At 75.2% G+C, this 15424-nt stretch carries 11 protein-coding genes and 2 pseudogenes; 9 read left to right on the top strand and 4 right to left on the bottom strand.

The genetic code is table 11. The annotated features are described in order from the left end of the window. Positions 1-94 precede the first annotated feature (94 nt). Entirely contained in the window at positions 95-814 is a 720-nt protein-coding gene (locus ABEB13_RS25095; RefSeq protein WP_100888644.1) for a ferritin-like fold-containing protein, read from the top strand. Positions 815-852: 38 nt separating this feature from the next. On the opposite strand, the gene ABEB13_RS25100 is transcribed toward ABEB13_RS25095, so the two are convergent. The 3 genes from ABEB13_RS25100 to ABEB13_RS25110 form a co-directional block, all read right to left on the bottom strand. Then, the gene (locus ABEB13_RS25100; RefSeq protein ID WP_345707288.1) at positions 853-1137 is read right to left on the bottom strand and encodes a hypothetical protein; all 285 of its coding nucleotides are present in this window, start codon (positions 1135-1137) and stop codon (positions 853-855) included. Between the two features lie 130 nt (positions 1138-1267). Continuing rightward, a complete protein-coding gene (locus tag ABEB13_RS25105) occupies positions 1268-1495 on the bottom strand; it encodes a DUF3107 domain-containing protein (protein WP_198524021.1) in 228 nt (75 codons plus the stop codon). Positions 1496-1677: 182 nt separating this feature from the next. Next, positions 1678-2334, bottom strand: a complete 657-nt coding sequence (locus tag ABEB13_RS25110; RefSeq protein WP_345707289.1) for a TetR/AcrR family transcriptional regulator — start codon at positions 2332-2334, stop codon at positions 1678-1680. 208 nt (positions 2335-2542) lie between these two features. Here ABEB13_RS25110 and ABEB13_RS25115 point away from each other — a divergent pair, with 208 nt between their 5' ends. The 6 genes and pseudogenes from ABEB13_RS25115 (at position 2543) to moeZ (ending at position 8731) form a co-directional block, all read left to right on the top strand. Further along, positions 2543-3499, top strand: coding sequence for an alpha/beta fold hydrolase (locus ABEB13_RS25115; protein ID WP_345707290.1), 957 nt, complete (start codon positions 2543-2545; stop codon positions 3497-3499). A 262-nt stretch (positions 3500-3761) separates the two neighbouring features. Further along, a complete protein-coding gene (locus ABEB13_RS25120) occupies positions 3762-4700 on the top strand; it encodes a DUF3492 domain-containing protein (RefSeq protein ID WP_345707291.1) in 939 nt (312 codons plus the stop codon). Then, a complete protein-coding gene (locus ABEB13_RS25125) occupies positions 4592-5347 on the top strand; it encodes a glycosyltransferase (protein ID WP_345707292.1) in 756 nt (251 codons plus the stop codon). The genes ABEB13_RS25120 and ABEB13_RS25125 overlap by 109 nt, the downstream gene beginning before the upstream one ends. Next, positions 5347-6348: a hypothetical protein gene (locus tag ABEB13_RS25130; RefSeq protein WP_345707293.1), complete on the top strand. Its 1002-nt coding sequence runs from the start codon at positions 5347-5349 to the stop codon at positions 6346-6348. The genes ABEB13_RS25125 and ABEB13_RS25130 overlap by 1 nt, the downstream gene beginning before the upstream one ends. A gap of 82 nt (positions 6349-6430) precedes the next feature. After that, positions 6431-7371, top strand: a pseudogene (locus ABEB13_RS25135) (NAD-dependent epimerase/dehydratase family protein). 181 nt (positions 7372-7552) lie between these two features. Beyond that, positions 7553-8731 carry an adenylyltransferase/sulfurtransferase MoeZ gene (gene moeZ, locus ABEB13_RS25140; protein WP_345707295.1) on the top strand — a complete coding sequence of 393 codons (1179 nt, stop codon included), beginning with the start codon at positions 7553-7555 and terminating at the stop codon, positions 8729-8731. 74 nt (positions 8732-8805) lie between these two features. Here the strand turns inward: moeZ and ABEB13_RS25145 are convergent, their stop codons facing one another. After that, a complete protein-coding gene (locus ABEB13_RS25145; RefSeq protein WP_345707296.1) occupies positions 8806-11475 on the bottom strand; it encodes a flippase-like domain-containing protein in 2670 nt (889 codons plus the stop codon). 134 nt (positions 11476-11609) lie between these two features. Here ABEB13_RS25145 and ABEB13_RS25150 point away from each other — a divergent pair. Continuing rightward, positions 11610-11944: pseudogene (locus ABEB13_RS25150) on the top strand (MGMT family protein). A 183-nt stretch (positions 11945-12127) separates the two neighbouring features. Next, on the top strand, positions 12128-15406 hold the full coding sequence (locus tag ABEB13_RS25155; RefSeq protein WP_345707297.1) for an ATP-dependent helicase: 3279 nt from the start codon (positions 12128-12130) through the stop codon (positions 15404-15406). Positions 15407-15424: the final 18 nt, after the last annotated feature.

The raw sequence follows: 15424 nt of genomic DNA on the forward strand, positions 1-15424 counted from the left end.
CCGTGGTCTGCACCTGTGGCCGTCGGCGGCCGGACGGGCCGGTGCGGCCCCGCGGCGCGGACCGGGCCGGTGGGCGGCACTAAGGTGGCGAGCCATGGAGACTCAGGAATCTGGCGAGGTGGGCTCGATCGGCGACTGGGCTGCGTGCGCGGCCGACCCGGGCTACCGGGCCGCGGTCCTCGACCTGCTCGGCGCGCTCGCCTACGGCGAGCTGAGCGCCTTCGAGCGGCTGGCCGAGGACGCGAAGTTCGCGCCCGGTCTGGTCGACAAGGCGGCGCTGGCCCGGATGGCGTCCGCGGAGTTCCAGCACTACCAGCAGCTGCACGACCGGCTGGCCGAGGTGGGCGCGGACCCGACCGAGGTGATGACGCCGTTCGTCGAGCCGCTGGAGGCCTTCCACCGGCTCACCGCGCCGTCGGACTGGCTGGAGGGCCTGGTCAAGGCCTACGTGGGCGACGCCATCGCCACGGACTTCTACCGCGAGGTGGCCGTCCGGCTCGACGACGACACCCGGGACCTGGTGCTCCGCGTGATGGCCGACACCGGGCACGCCGAGTTCGCGGTGGAGCGGGTGCGGCAGGCGATCGCGGACGACCCGCGGGTGGGCGGCCGCCTCGCGCTCTGGGGCCGGCGGCTGATGGGCGAGGCGCTCAGCCAGGCCCAGCGGGTGGTGGCCGAGCGCGACGCGCTGTCGAACCTGCTGGTCGGCGGGGCCCGGGTGCAGGGCTTCGACCTGGTCGAGGTCGGCAAGATGTTCACCCGGATCACCGAGGCGCACACCCGGCGGATGGCCGCGCTGGGGCTCGCGTCCTGACCGGGCCGGCCGTCCGGCGGTCCCCGGACGGCCGCAGGTCAGACGTGCCGGTGGCGGCGGTGGGTTCCGCGCCGGGCGGCCAGGTCGGGCCGGGCCAGCACGGACACCAGCAGGCCCGAGCCGAGCGCGCTGACGACGAGGGCGACCCCCGGCAGCCGCCCGTCCAGCGCGTACCGCGCGATCAGGCCGGAGAGCAGGGCCGCCACCAGGGCGGTCGACAGGGTCAGGGTGCGGGAGGCCGGGAAGTACGCGGGCAGCAGCACCAAGGCGCCGACCCCCACGGCCAGGCCGATCAGTGCGCAGGCGATCGTCTCGACGAGCACGGGCGGCCTCCTCGTTGGTGCGGCACGTCGTACCCGCCATACCCCGGGGAGGCGGACGGTACGCGCCGCCGGGGGCAAACGGCGGCGCCCCGTCCCTCGGGAGAGGAACGGGGCGCCGACTTCACAGCTGTCAGAGCGTGCCGAATCCGACCTTGCGGACGGCCTGCTCGCCGATCTCGACGTAGGCGAGGCGCTCCGCCGGGACGATGATGCGACGGCCGTGCTCGTCGGCCAGCACCAGCAGCTTGGAGGTGCCCTCCAGCGCCTTGGCGACCGCACCCTCGACCTCGTCGGCAGTCTGCGGGCTCTCGAGAACGATCTCTCGGGCCGCGTTCTGCACGCCGATCTTGACCTCCACGGCTTCCGTCCCTCCGGGTTGCAGCCATTCACGCGCGCTGTTCGAACGGTTGTCCGAGGTCAGTGCGCCGTACGGCTTCACCATAGAGCACCGGCCAGGCCGTACGGCGAAGGTCCGACGATCGCCGGTGCCGCAGCGGGCAACTGTCGCCCCGTCGACGGGCGGAGCCGCCCGACGCGGGGCTAGTCGGCGGAGCCCGGGCGGTCGCCGTCGCCGGGGTGCATCGGGAAGCCCTTCAGACCGCGCCAGGCCAGGCTGGCGACCAGCCGGACGGCCTCGTCGTGCGGGATCTCCCGGCCCTGCGACAGCCAGTAGCGCGCGGTGATCTGGGCCAGCCCGCAGACGCCGGCGGCCAGCAGCTTGGCCTCGGTCTCGGGGAGGTCGGTGTCCTCCGCGATGACCTTGCTGACCAGCGTCGCGCTCTGGTCGGCGGCGCGGTCCACGCGCTCGCGCACGGCCGGCTCGTTGGTCAGGTCCGACTCGAAGACCAGCCGGAAGGCGCCGGACTCGCTGGCGACGTAGTGGAAGTACGCCTCCATGGTCGCCGCGACCCGCTGCTTGTTGTCGGTGGTCGCCTCCAGCGCCGTCCGGGTGGCGTCCACCAGGGCGTCGCAGTGCTTGTCCAGCAGCGCCAGGTAGAGGTCCAGCTTGCCGGGGAAGTGCTGGTACAGCACGGGCTTGCTGACGCCGGCGCGATCGGCGATGTCGTCCATCGCGGCCGCGTGGTAGCCCTGGGCGACGAACACCTCCTGCGCGGCCCCGAGCAGTTGTTCACGGCGAGCGCTTCGCGGCAGTCGGGCACCGCGCGGACGCTCCTGCGCCTCCTGGATGGCCGTCACGGCGGTCCTCACTTCACGATCTGGGCGTAGCGGGCAGAGCCACTGAGTCTACTTTTCGGTAACCCGGTGCGCGCCTGGTGAAGCCGAGTAAAGCGTAGAAACAGCCTTGTCGGGAGCCCACAATACGACCAGCTTTCCCTTTGTCCACAGGGCGAGATCGGTGTGCGCACCGGTGCAGGGCCCGCCGGCATCACTACCATCGTGCTCCATGAGCGCTGAGCAGCAGGTACGGACCGCGGAGCAGGCCGGTCAGCAGGTGGGGGAGGCCGGGCCCGCGGACGGCGGGCGGCCCTTCCGCACGGTCGAGGTGCCGGGCGCCGTCCTGGCGGTCAGCCCGGCCGTCCCGCCGGCCGAGGACCTGCCGCCCGCGCTCTTCGTGCACGGTCTCGGCGGCTCCGCCGACAACTGGGCCGACCTCATGGCGGATCTCGCGGACGAGGTCGCCGGGGAGGCCCTCGACCTGCCGGGCTTCGGCTGGTCGGCGCCCCCGCTGGACGGCAACCTCACCGTCTCCGGCCACGTCCGGGCGGTGATCGGCTACCTGGAGAAGTCCGGGCGCGGGCCCGTCCACCTGGTCGGCAACTCGCTGGGCGGCGCGGTCTCGGTGCGGCTCGCCGCCCTGCGGCCCGACCTCGTCCGCAGCCTCACCCTGATCTCGCCGGCGCTGCCCGAGGTGCCGCCGCAGTACAGCGCCTGGCCCACCGCCCTGCTCGCCGTCCCCGGGGTGCCGGCGCTGCTCAGGCGCCGGACTGCGGCCGGCGCGCAGAGCGCCGAGCAGGCCACCGAGAATCTGCTGCGGCTGGTCTACGCGGACGCCGCCGCGATCCCCGCCGAGCGGCGCGAGCGCGCGGTGGCCGAGTACCGGCGCCGGCTCGGCCTGCCGTACGCGCTGCAGGCCAGCATCGGCTCCGCGCGCGGCATCGTCGCGGCCTACACCGAGCGCGGCGACCAGGCGCTGTGGCGGCAGGCCGCGCAGGTGAAGGTGCCGGTGCTGCTGGTGTACGGGATGAAGGACCGGCTGGTGTCGTACCGCTCCGCCCGGCGGGCCTGCGCGGCGTTCGCCGACGCCCGCCTGCTCGTCCTGCCGGACTCCGGCCACGTCGCCATGATGGAGCACACCGACCGGGTCGCCCGCGCCGTCCGGGACCTGCTCGCCGAGGTGTGAGCCCGCGCCGCCCGCCGCGTCGAACGCGCCGGGCGGCGCCAGGTAACGGCCTTTCACTCGTTCAGGTGTCATCCGGGCAGGTGGTCGAGGCGGTGTCGGGCAACCGCTCTACCTTCGTGCTGTCGGACCGAACAGGTGTGGGGGAGCGGCAGTGCCGCGGCCGCGGGGAGCGGGCGCGGGAGCCGGCCGAGGTCACCGGGAGAGATGTGCCCGGGCCCCTGCGTCGTCGGCCGAGTCCCCCTGCACTCCTCCGGAGGTCGTCGTGCGCATTGCTCTGCTCACCGAGGGCACGCGAACCGTAGCCCAGCGTACCGGTGGCGGCTGGTGCGGCCGGCTCGCCGGTGCGCTGGCCGAGCACGAGTTCCAGCTCTACCTGCTCGGCGCCGGCGGCGGCCCCGAGGACGCCGGGCCGGCGCCGAGCAGCCTGACCGCCGTCCACGAGCTGCCGATATGGGGCCGCCGCCCCGGCGCCGGGCGGCTCGCCGTGCACCGCCGCCCCGCCTGTGCGGCCGCCTACGAAGGCCTGGTCCGGGCCCTGGTCACGCCCGGCGAGCGGTCGCAGTTCGGCCCGGCCCTGTACCGGCTGGCCGAGCTCGCCGGGCAGGACGGCGCGCTGCCCGCCTTCCTCGCCTCCGGCCGGGCCCACCGCATCCTGGAGAAGGTCTGGCGGGCCCCCGGCGCCGAGACCGCGGCCGGCCAGCCGCTGGTCCGCGACGTCCTGGTCGCCGGCGACCTGCTGGAGCAGCTGCTGCGGCCGCTCTCCGCCCCCTGGTACGGCAGCGGCCCGACCGGCCTCGGCGGCGCCGACCTGTGCCACGTGGTCGGCGGCGGCCCGGCCGCCCTGCCCGCCCTGGTCGCCAAGCACCTGCACGGCGTGCCGTTCGTCCTCACCGAGCACGGGCTGCACCTGCGCGAGCAGTACCGCGGCTACCGCACCGCCCCGTACCGCTGGCCGGTCCGGGCCCTGCTGCTCGCCTTCTTCCGGCTGCTGAGCGCCGAGACGTACCGGCAGGCGGCGGTGCTCACCCCGGATCCGCGTACGACCGGCAGTGGCAGCTGCGCTGCGGCGCCGAGCCAGGCCGCGTCCGGGTGGTGCACGAGGGCACCCCGGAGGCCGGCCGGGAGGCGGCCGGGGCGGAGCCCGAGCGGCCCACGCTCGTCTGGGCTGGCGCCCTGGAGCCCGGCCGCGACCCCGAACTGATGCTGCACGCCTTCGCCCGGGTCCGCGCCGAACTGCCGAAGGCCAGGCTGCGGATGTACGGCGAGGAGGCCGCGCCCGGGTACCTCGCGCACTGCCGGGCGATCGCCGAACGGCTCGGCATCGCCGCCGCCGTGGACTTCGCCGGCCGCCCCACCACCACGGCCGACGCCTGGGCGGCCGGCAGCGCCGTGGTCTTCTCCGCGCTCGCCCAGCGCAGCCCTCGGCTGCTCGCCGACGCCATGCTGAGCGGCCGCGCCGTCGTCGCCACCGAGGTCGGGGTCGCCGCCGAGGTGCTCGGCCCGGCCGGGCTGCTGGTGCCGCCGCGCAGCCCGCAGGCGCTGGCGGCGGCCTGCGTCGCCCTGCTCACCGACGACGAGCGGCGGGCCAGACTCGGCCTGGCCGGCCGGCTGCGCGCCCAGGAGCGCTTCGCGCTGGAGCCGGAGACGACGGCGTTCCGGGAGATCTACCTGGAGCTGGTGTCCCGCTGGCCGGCCTTCCCGGCCGCAGGGCGGCAGCCGTTCGCCCGCCCCGCCGAGTACTGGGTCGGCGGGGCGCCGGCCACGCCGCCGGCCGCCGAGCGGCAGACCGCGCCGGCCGGCCCGCCGGTGGCCGCCGTGCCGGCCGAGGCGCTCGCGGAGGCGATCTGATGGGCCGCGTCCCGGCGGCCGCCCCCGCCGGTGTCCCGCCCGCGGCACCGCCGTCCTCGGACCCGGTCCGGGCGCTGATGGCCGAGCACCGCGAGCTCTGCGAACAGGCCGTCGACTCCCTGGACATCGCGGCCGGCCTGGAGGACGCCGGGATCGCCGACAGCGTGGCGCACCGCTACCGCCACGCCGACGTCTTCGGGCTCGCCGAGGAGCTGTACGCCCGGGTGGAGCGCCGGCCCGCCGAGCCGGCCGCCCCACCCGCCGCCGTGCCGTGGGGCGGCCCGGCGCTCCGGGCGGCCGGCCGTGCGCTGCTGCACCTGCCCGCGGTCGCCGTCCTGGCCGCGCTGCCCTGGCTGACCGCCGTGGCGGGCCCGGTGGGCGCGGCGCCGGCGCTGCTCCTGGCGGCCGGCTGGCTCGCGCTCGCCGCGCCGGCCGCGGGTGCGGCCGACCGGCTCGGCTACGGGGTCGGTGCGGCACTGCTGCTCGCCGCGGGGTCGGCCGGCGGGGCCGGGGCCGCCGCGGCCGTCGCGCTGGGCACCGCGTCCGCCGACCTCGCCGCCCGGCGGCTGCGCCGGACGGGGCTGGCGCACCTCGGGGCGACGGCGACCATCACCGGCTTCCGGGCCCGGATGCGCCCGCTGCTGCCGCTCGCCGCGGCGGCGCAGCTCGCCGTGGTCGGAGCGCTGACCCTGGCCCTGCGGCCGCCCGCCGCGACACCCGCCGGTGCGGCCGGCTGGGCCGGGCAGGCCGTGCTCGCCCTGTTGTTCCTGCTGGCCGCGGTGGTGCGGCACGGCGGGCGGCCCGGGGTCGCGGCCGCCGGGCTCGCTGCCTGCGGTGCCGTGGCCGGCCTGCTGCACCTCGTCCCGGTGCCGACCGGGCCGGCCGCCGTGCTGTGGGCGGCGTCCGGCGCCGTCGCCGTTGCGGTGTCAGCGGCGTACGCGTGGGCGCTGCTGTCCCGTCCCCAGGCGTACCGGGCCGTCCCACGCCGCCGCGGGGCCTGACCGCCCCGTACCGCGGCCATACCCACCCGTTCTGTATCCGCCCGGCCGCCAAGCGGCCGGGCCTCGTGGAAGGACACCCCCGATGAGGGTGCTGCTGCTGGGCGCCGACGGCTTCATCGGCCGCCGGGTCGCCGAACGCCTGCTCGCCGAGCCCGACCTCCAGGTCACCGCACTCGGCCGGCGCGACTCGGCGGACATCCGCTTCGACCTGACGGCGGGCAGCCCCGGCGCGCTCGCCCGCTTCCTGGACGCGGTGGCGCCGCAGGTGGTGGTCAACTGCGCCGGGGCCACCTACGGCAGTTCGCGGACACTGATCCGGTCCAACACGCTCGCGGTGGCCACCGTCTGCGAGGCGATCCGGCGCAGCCGGGAGCCGGCCCGCCTGGTGCACGTCGGCTCGGCCGCCGAGTACGGGCCGATGCAGCCCGGCGCGCCGATCGCGGAGACCACCGAGCCGCGGCCGGTCGGGCCGTACGGAGTGTCCAAGCTGGCCGGTACCGAGCTGGTGCTGGCATCCGGGCTGGACGCCGCGGTGCTGCGGGTGTTCGACGTGGTGGGGCCGGGGGCGCCGTCCGCCTCGCTGTTCGGGCGGCTCGCGGACGGCCTGCGGCGGGCGCTGGAGCAGGGCGAGCTCCAGGTGCGGATGCCGGACCTGTCCGGATACCGGGATTTCGTCGACGTGCGGGACGTCGCGCGGGCCGTCCAGGCGGCGGCGGTGTCGGCGGCCACCGGGGTGATCAACATCGGCAGCGGCCACGCGGTGCGGGCGCGGGACGCGGCACACCTGCTGGTCAGGGCTTCCGGGTTCGAGGGGGTGTGGCCGAGGACGGCCGTCCGGCCCCGGTGCCCGCGCAGGGCGGCGAGCACATGCGGCCCACCGAGCCCCGGCTGCTGCCGCCGGACCCGGCCCCGTGGCGGCAGGCGGACGTCCGCACGGCCCGGGATCGTCTCGGCTGGCGGACACAGGTGCCGCTGGAGGAGTCGCTCGGGGACGTGTGGCTGGAGACCGCCTGCCGGGTCTGACCGGCGCCCCGCCGTTGAGCTGCGGCGTTCCGCTCCGGGGGCCGGTCTCGGCATCCGGTGTCGGCCATCTCACCGATTGGACCAGCTGTCTCGGAATAGCAGCGGCGCGTGACACTGTTGGCGTAGTGAAGCAACGGCTGGCAGGCCCAGCCCCACAGAACTGACGACCATCGGAGTTTTCGTGTCGCTGCCACCCCTGGTCGAGCCGGCCGCCGAGCTCACCGTTGAAGAGGTCCGCCGGTACTCCCGCCACCTGATCATCCCCGACGTGGGCATGGACGGGCAGAAGCGGCTGAAGAAGGCCAAGGTGCTCTGCGTCGGCGCGGGCGGCCTCGGGTCCCCCGCCCTCATGTACCTGGCCGCGGCGGGCGTCGGCACGCTCGGCATCGTCGAGTTCGACACCGTCGACGAGTCCAACCTCCAGCGCCAGATCATCCACGGCCAGTCCGACATCGGCCGTTCCAAGGCCGAGTCCGCGCGCGACTCGGTCAAGGAGATCAACCCGCTGGTCGAGGTGATCCTGCACGAGGACCGCCTGGACAACTCCAACGTCATGGAGATCTTCTCCGGCTACGACCTGATCGTCGACGGCACGGACAACTTCGCCACCCGGTACCTGGTGAACGACGCCGCGGTGCTGCTCGGCAAGCCGTACGTCTGGGGCTCCATCTACCGCTTCGACGGCCAGGCCAGCGTCTTCTGGGCCGAGCACGGCCCCTGCTACCGCTGCCTCTACCCGGAGGCCCCGCCGCCGGGCATGGTCCCCTCCTGCGCCGAGGGCGGCGTGCTGGGCGTGCTCTGCGCCTCGATCGGCTCGATCCAGGTCACCGAGGCGATCAAGCTGCTGGCCGGCGTCGGCGAGCCGCTGGTCGGCCGACTGATGATCTACGACGCCCTGGAGATGCAGTACCGCTCGGTGAAGGTCCGCAAGGACCCGAACTGCGTCCTGTGCGGTGACAACCCCACCGTCACCGAGCTGATCGACTACGAGGCCTTCTGCGGCGTCGTGTCGGAGGAGGCGCAGGCCGCGGCCGCGGGCTCCACCATCACCTCCAAGCAGCTCAAGCAGTGGCTGGACGACGACGAGGACATCTTCCTCATCGACGTCCGCGAGCCCAACGAGTACGAGATCGTCTCGATCCCGGGCGCCACGCTGATCCCCAAGAACGAGTTCCTGATGGGCACCGCGCTGGAGAAGATGCCGCAGGACAAGAAGATCGTGCTGCACTGCAAGACCGGCGTGCGCTCGGCCGAGGTGCTGGCCGTCCTCAAGTCGGCGGGCTTCTCCGACGCCGTCCACCTCGGCGGCGGCGTGGTCGGCTGGGTCAACCAGATCGAGCCGCACAAGCCGATCTACTAGAGCGTGTCCGACCCGAAGGCCCCCGGCGACGCCGGGGGCCTTCGGGCTGTGCGCCTTCGGGCTGTGCGCGTCCGTCAGAGTGCCCCGCGGCGTTGCAGCACGTTGTAGGCGACCCAGCCCGGCAGCACCGGCAGCCAGAAGGTCAGCAGGCGGTACAGGAACACCGCGGGCGCCGCCGCCGAGGCCGGCACGCCGACGGTCAGGGCGCCGATCAGGGCGATCTCCACCGGCCCGATGCCGCCCGGCGTCGGGATCGCCGAGCCGGCCGCGTTCGCGGTCAGGAAGACCACCGCCACCGCGGAGTAGCTCATGTCGCCGCCGAACGCCCGCACCGAGGCGTACAGGCAGGCGGTGAACGAGAGCGTCAGCAGCAGGATGCCGCCGAAGCCGGTGACCAGCTTGGTCGGGGTCTGCATCAGGTCGAGCATCCGCGGCACCACGCCGAAGAACAGCGACCGCACCCGGGTCACCACGAAGCGCCGCAGCGGCGCCACTGCCGCGACCACCAGGGCCAGCACCGCCGCGCTGAGCACACCGATGATCACCGCCCGGGAGGCGCCGAGGTCGCCGTTGGTCTGGGTGCCGGTGATCAGGCCGAAGCAGAACAGCAGCAGCAGGTGGCCGCCGAGGCCCGCCAGCTGGGAGGCGCCGACGCTGGCGACCGCCTGCCCGGAGCGGATGCCGGCCTTCTGCAGGTAGCGGGTGTTGAGCGCGATGCCGCCGATCGCCGCGGGTGCGACCAGCTTCACGAAGGAGCCGGCCAGCTGGGCCGCGACCGTGCGGACGAACGGCAGCCGCTCCGGGACGAAGCCCGTCAGGCTCATCGCCGCCGCACCGTAGGTGGTGGCCGCCGCGGCCAGCGCCACCGCGGCCCAGCCCCAGTTCAGCTGGGAGAGCTTCAGCTGGGCGGGCTGGACGGTGGTCAGCGCCAGGTAGGCGGCGAAGCTCAGCGCGATGACCATGATGAGGCTCTTCGGCTTGAGCCGTTCCAGCTTCGCGGGGGCCATCGGCGCCTCGGGCGCGATCTCCAGGATCTGGCCGCGGATCCGGCTGAGCAGGTCCTCGCCGGCCGCCGCGATGTCCTCCTCGGCCTGCTGCTGGGTGCGCTCGCCCGCGGCGACCTGTTCCAGCGCCAGGGCCCGGGCCTCGGCCTTGCGCTCCTTGGACATCCGCTGCAGGTCGATCCGGGTGGACCGGCTCAGGCCCACCGGCTGCAGCAGCGGCAGCGAGCCCGCGACGCGGTCCGCGCCGAGCACCCGGTTGGCGACGTCCACCGAGCGCTCCGGGCCGATCCGCAGCGCGAAGGTGGTGAGCAGCTGCGCGACGTCGATGCGCAGCGTCAGGTCGCCGGCCGCGATGTCGCCGCCGGAGAGATTGACCAGGCAGCCGGTCTTCTCGTCGACCACCAGCAGCGACTCGCCGGTCAGCCGGCGGTGGGCGATCCGGCGCTCGTGCAGGGCTGCCACCGACTCCCACAGCGAGGCCATCACGTCGTCGGTGATCTCGTCGTCGGCGAGCTCGTCGAGGGTGCGGCCGGCCACGTTCTCGTACACCAGGATCGCGGCGTCCGGCCCGAGCTCCGAGGTGGCGACCAGCTGCGGGGCGCGGGCCCCGGATGCGGCCGCCGCGTACGCGATCAGGGCCTCTTGTTCCAGGGCCTGACGCAGCGACTGCGGGCTGCGCCGCACGGCCACCGAGCGCAGCCGGATCCGCCGCCAGGCGCGGTAGAAGAAGCCGGCCGCCTGCTGCTCGCGGTCGATGATGTGGACGTCCAGCAGCGGGCCCTCGTACTGGGCGACCAGGTAGCGGCGGGTCTCGCCGGGGGCGTCGGGGCGCGGTGCGCGCCGGAGGGTGAAGCCGACCTTCCGCAGGCCGGTCATCAGGTGCTTGCCGGTCGGCCGGATGTTCGGGGAGCCGATCGCGTAGAGCGTGCCGTACGCCACCGACCAGCCGATCAGCACGGTGAGCAGCAGCGACAGCGGCGTGGTGTAGCCGCTGATCAGCTCGGTGACGCCGCTGAGGATCACCACCACCCACAGGGCCACCCGCCAGCGCGGACGGCTCGACATGCCGACCGCCGTCATGTAGGCGATCACCGGCGCCAGGTAGCCGTGCACCGGATCGGTGAGGGTCTGGCCGCCACCCGGCGGCAGCTGGGTCAGCGCGTCCCGGACGGCGGGCGGCGCCCCGGCCGCCACCCACCAGTCGATGCCGAGCGAGACGCCGTAGGCGAGCACCGAGGCGAGCACGCCGTCGGCGACCCGCAGGCCGTCCCGTTTGATCAGCCGCTCGACCGCGAAGGCCAGCGGCACCGCCAGCACCGCGATGCTGGAGACCAGCGCCATGATCGTGGACAGCACGCCGGGGATCTTGTGGGCGTTGGCGGAGATGTCCGTCTCGATGCCGCTGGTGGTCGACACCGCGATCTGGGCGAGCACGAACACCGCGATGATCCCGAGCACGCCCGCCAGGAAGCGGATCAGATCGGAGGGGCGGTGCGCGCGGGCGGCCAGCAGCGGCTCGTCCACCGCGAGGTGCTCACCGGGCGGCTCGTCCGCCGACTGCGGCGGCACGGGCTGCGGGTGCGGCGGGCGGGGCTCGGGGACGGCCTCGGGCGCGTCCTGGTTGCCCGGTGCGCGCGGCTGCGGCGAGACTGTCGGCGGCTCCGGTTCGGGAACAGCAGACCGGTCGGTGGCGGACTCGTCCGAGCCCTTGTCCACGTTCACGTCTGCCGTCCCGGTCATCTGGTCTTGTCCTCGTATCACTGCGCGCCGCCCCGAAGATGCTGCCATGTCGCGGCGCGCCGTGCGGGACAGGGGCCGGGTCGGGCGCGGCAAATCGCCCGCACGGGGCCCAGGAATCGACCGGATGGGGAGAAATGCCACAGGTGACCGAGGATACGGAAGGCGAGGAACTGCCGCCCTACGCCGAAGCTGTGCTCGATCTCACCGAGCGGATCCCGCCCGGCCGGGTGATGACCTACGGCGACGTCGCCGAGTACCTCGGCCGCGGCGGCCCCCGCCAGGTCGGCCGGGTGATGGCGCTGTACGGCGGCGGCGTGCCCTGGTGGCGGGTGATCCGGTCGGACGGCCGGCCGCTGCCCGGCCACGAGCACCGTGCGCTGCCCGAGTACCGGGCCGAGGGCACCCCCTGCGCACGGTGGGCGGCGAGCCCCGCGTCGACGTCCGGCAGGCCCGCTGGGACGGCCGGTAGCGCGCCGCCCCGCCCGCGCCCCCGGATCCGGCCGGACGGGTGCGCGGGGCCGGGCTGTCGGTGCAGGATCGTAGGCTCGGTGCGGACACCCGTCGCCGAGCACGTCCCCGGGCCCGACCGGAGCCCCGCCCCGCCCGCGACCCGCCCGACGCACATCCGCTCGTACGACCCGCCTGGACCGCAGTGACCTCCCCTTTCCGCCTGGTGCGCAGCCCGCTCGCACAGCCCGAACCGCCCACGCTGGACCCGTACCAGCAGGCGGTGGTCGAGCACGCCGCCGGGCCGCTGCTGGTGCTCGCCGGCCCCGGCACCGGCAAGACCACCACCCTGGTCGAGGCGGTCGCCCGCCGGATCGAGCGCGGCACCGACCCCGAGCGGATCCTCGTCCTCACCTTCAGCCGCAAGGCCGCGATGGAGCTCCGGGACCGGATGACCGCCCGGATCGGCAGTACCGGCGCCGCGCCCCAGGCGACCACCTTCCACTCCTTCTGCTACGCCCTGCTGCGCGAGCACCAGCGCCCCGAGGAGGCGGCCGAGCCGCTGCGGCTGCTCTCCGGCCCCGAGCAGGACGTCATGGTCCGCGAACTGCTCGCCGGCGGCGCAGAGGACGTCCGGCTCGGCACCGGCCGGATCAACTGGCCGCTCGACCTGCGGGCCTGCCTGACCACCCGCGGCTTCGCCGACGAGGTCCGCGCCGTCCTCGCCCGCAGCCGCGAGCTCGGGCTCGGCGAGGAGGAGCTCGCCCGCTTCGCCGAGGGCGTGGAGCGCCCCGACTGGGCCGCCGCCGCGCACTTCCTCGCCGACTACCTCGACGTCCTCGACCTGCGGGGCGTCCTCGACTACGCCGAGCTCGTCCACCGCGCCGTGCTGCTCGCCGAACGCCCCGAGGTCGCCGACGCGCTCGGCCGCCGCTACGAGGTGGTCTTCGTCGACGAGTACCAGGACACCGACCCCTCCCAGGTGCGGCTGCTGCGCCGGCTGGCCGGCGGCGGCCGCGACCTGGTCGCCGTCGGCGACCCCGACCAGTCGATCTACGCCTTCCGCGGCGCCGACATCAACGGCATCCTCGACTTCCCACACACCTTCCTGCAGGCCGACGGCAGCCCCGCCGAGGTCAAGGTGCTGCGGGTGTCGCGGCGCTCCGGCGCCGTGCTGCTCGCCGCCACCCGCGAACTCGCCCGCCGGATGCCGATGGGCCGGCTCCCCGCCGACAAGCTCGCCCAGCACCGGGCCCTGCTGCCCTCCCGCGAGGGCGGCGCCGTCGAGGTGTACACCTACCCCACACCCGGCACCGAATTGGACTCCGTCGCCGACCTGCTGCGCCGCGCCCACCTGGAGGACGGCGTGCCCTGGGGCGAGATGGCCGTCCTCGTCCGGGCCGGTGCCCGCTCGATACCGGGCGTACGGCGGGCACTGGCCGCGGCCGGCGTCCCGCTGGAGATCGACGGCGACGACCTGCCGCTGCGCGAGGAGCCGGCCGTCGCCCCGTTGCTGCTCGCCCTGCGGGTCTGCGCCGAGCCGGCCGGGCGCCTCACCGCCGAGGTCGCGCACACCCTGCTCACCGGCCCGCTCGGCGGCCTCGACGGCTCCGACCTGCGCCGGCTCGGCCGAGCCCTGCGCGAGGAGGAGCGCACCGCCCTGCGGGAGAGCGGCGACGCCACCGCCGTACGGGCCGCCGAGGAACTGATCCGCGAAGCCCTCGCCGAACCCGAGCGGCTGGTCGCCATGGACGCACTGCCCGCCCGCCGGGCCCGCGACCTCGGCACCCTGCTGCGCAAGGTCCGCGAGCTCCTGGCCGGCGGCGGCAGCGCCGAGGAGGCGCTCTGGACGCTCTGGGACGGCAGCCGCCGCTGGCGCGAGCGCCTGGAGCGGGCCGCGCTGCGCGGCGGCGCGGCCGCCCGCAACGCGGACCGCGACCTCGACGCGCTCTGCGCCCTGTTCGAGACGGCCGCCAGGGCCGAGGAACAGGTCGCCGGACACCGCGGCGCCCCCGACTTCCTGGCCGAACTCGAAGCCCAGGACATCGCCGCCGACACCCTCACCGTGCGCGCCGTGCGCCCCGACGCCGTCCGGCTGATGACCGCCCACCGCTCCAAGGGCCTGGAGTGGCGGATCGTCGTGGTCGCCGGCGTCCAGGAGGGCCTGTGGCCCGACCTCCGCCGCCGCGGCTCCCTGCTGGAGGCCGACCGGATCGGGCGGGACGGCCTCGCCGAACCGCTCTCCCCGGCCGCCCTGCTCGGGGAGGAGCGCCGGCTCTTCTACACCGCCGCCACCCGGGCCAGGGACCGCCTGATCGTCACCGCGGTCAAGGCACCCGCCGAGGACGGCGACGAGCCCTCCCGCTTCCTGCGCGAGCTCTACCGCGAGGAGCTCGACCCGCGGACGGGCAAGGTCCGCTCCCGCACCCCGCAGGTCACCGTCGCCGACGTCACCCACCGCCCGCGCCGCCCGCTGTCGGTGGCCGCCCTGGTCGCCGAGCTGCGGGCGGTCACCGTGGACGCCTCACGCTCGCCCGAGCTGCGCCGGGCCGCCGCCGAACGGCTCGCCCGGCTCGCCACCGCCGCCGACGAGGACGGCGCCCCGCTGGTGCCCGCCGCCCACCCCGACCGCTGGTGGGGCCTGCTCGACCAGACCGCCGCGCCCGAACCGCTGCGCGCCCCGGACACCCCCGTCCGGCTCTCCGGCAGCGGCCTGGAACAGCTCGACAGCTGCGCCCTGCAGTGGTTCCTCGACAAGGACGTCCGGGCGGCCGGCACCGCCAGCGCCGCCCAGGGCTTCGGCAACGTCCTGCACGCCCTCGCCGACGAGGTCGGCTCCGGCCGCACGCCGGCCGACCTCGCCGTCCTCATGGAGCGCCTCGACACCGTCTGGGACGCGCTCGCCTTCGACGCGCCGTGGAAGTCCCAGCAGGAGAAGACCGAGGCCCGCGGCGCCCTGGAGCGCTTCCTGCACTGGCACGTCCTGGAGCGCGGCCGCACCACCCTCGCCACCGAGCACGGCTTCGACCTGACGCTGACCGTCGGGGGCGTCGCCGTCCGGATCCGCGGCTCCATGGACCGCATCGAGCAGGACGGCGCGGGCCGCGCGTACGTCGTCGACTTCAAGACCGGCAAGCAGATCCCCACCGACAAGTCGCTGCCGGAACACCGCCAGCTCGCCGTCTACCAGCTGGCCGTCCGCAACGGCGCGCTGGACGGCCTGCCCGGTGTCCCGGAGGGCGTCGCCTCCGGCGGCGCCGAGCTCGTCCACCTGCGCGAGCCCGGCAAGACCGACAAGGAGGCCCCGAAGGTCCAGCAGCAGGGCCCGCCGGACGGCGAGCCGTGGATCGAGAACCTCCTCGCCGACGCCGCCGGCCGGGTCCTCGCCGAGCGCTTCGTCCCCACCCAGGGCGACAACTGCACCCGCTGCTCCTTCCGCGGCAGCTGCTCCGCCCAGCGCGACGGCCGCCAGCTCATCGACTGAGCCCCGGGGCGACCCCGC

Origin of the sequence: Kitasatospora paranensis, assembly GCF_039544005.1 — a bacterium.
GTDB classification, from domain to species: domain Bacteria; phylum Actinomycetota; class Actinomycetes; order Streptomycetales; family Streptomycetaceae; genus Kitasatospora; species Kitasatospora paranensis.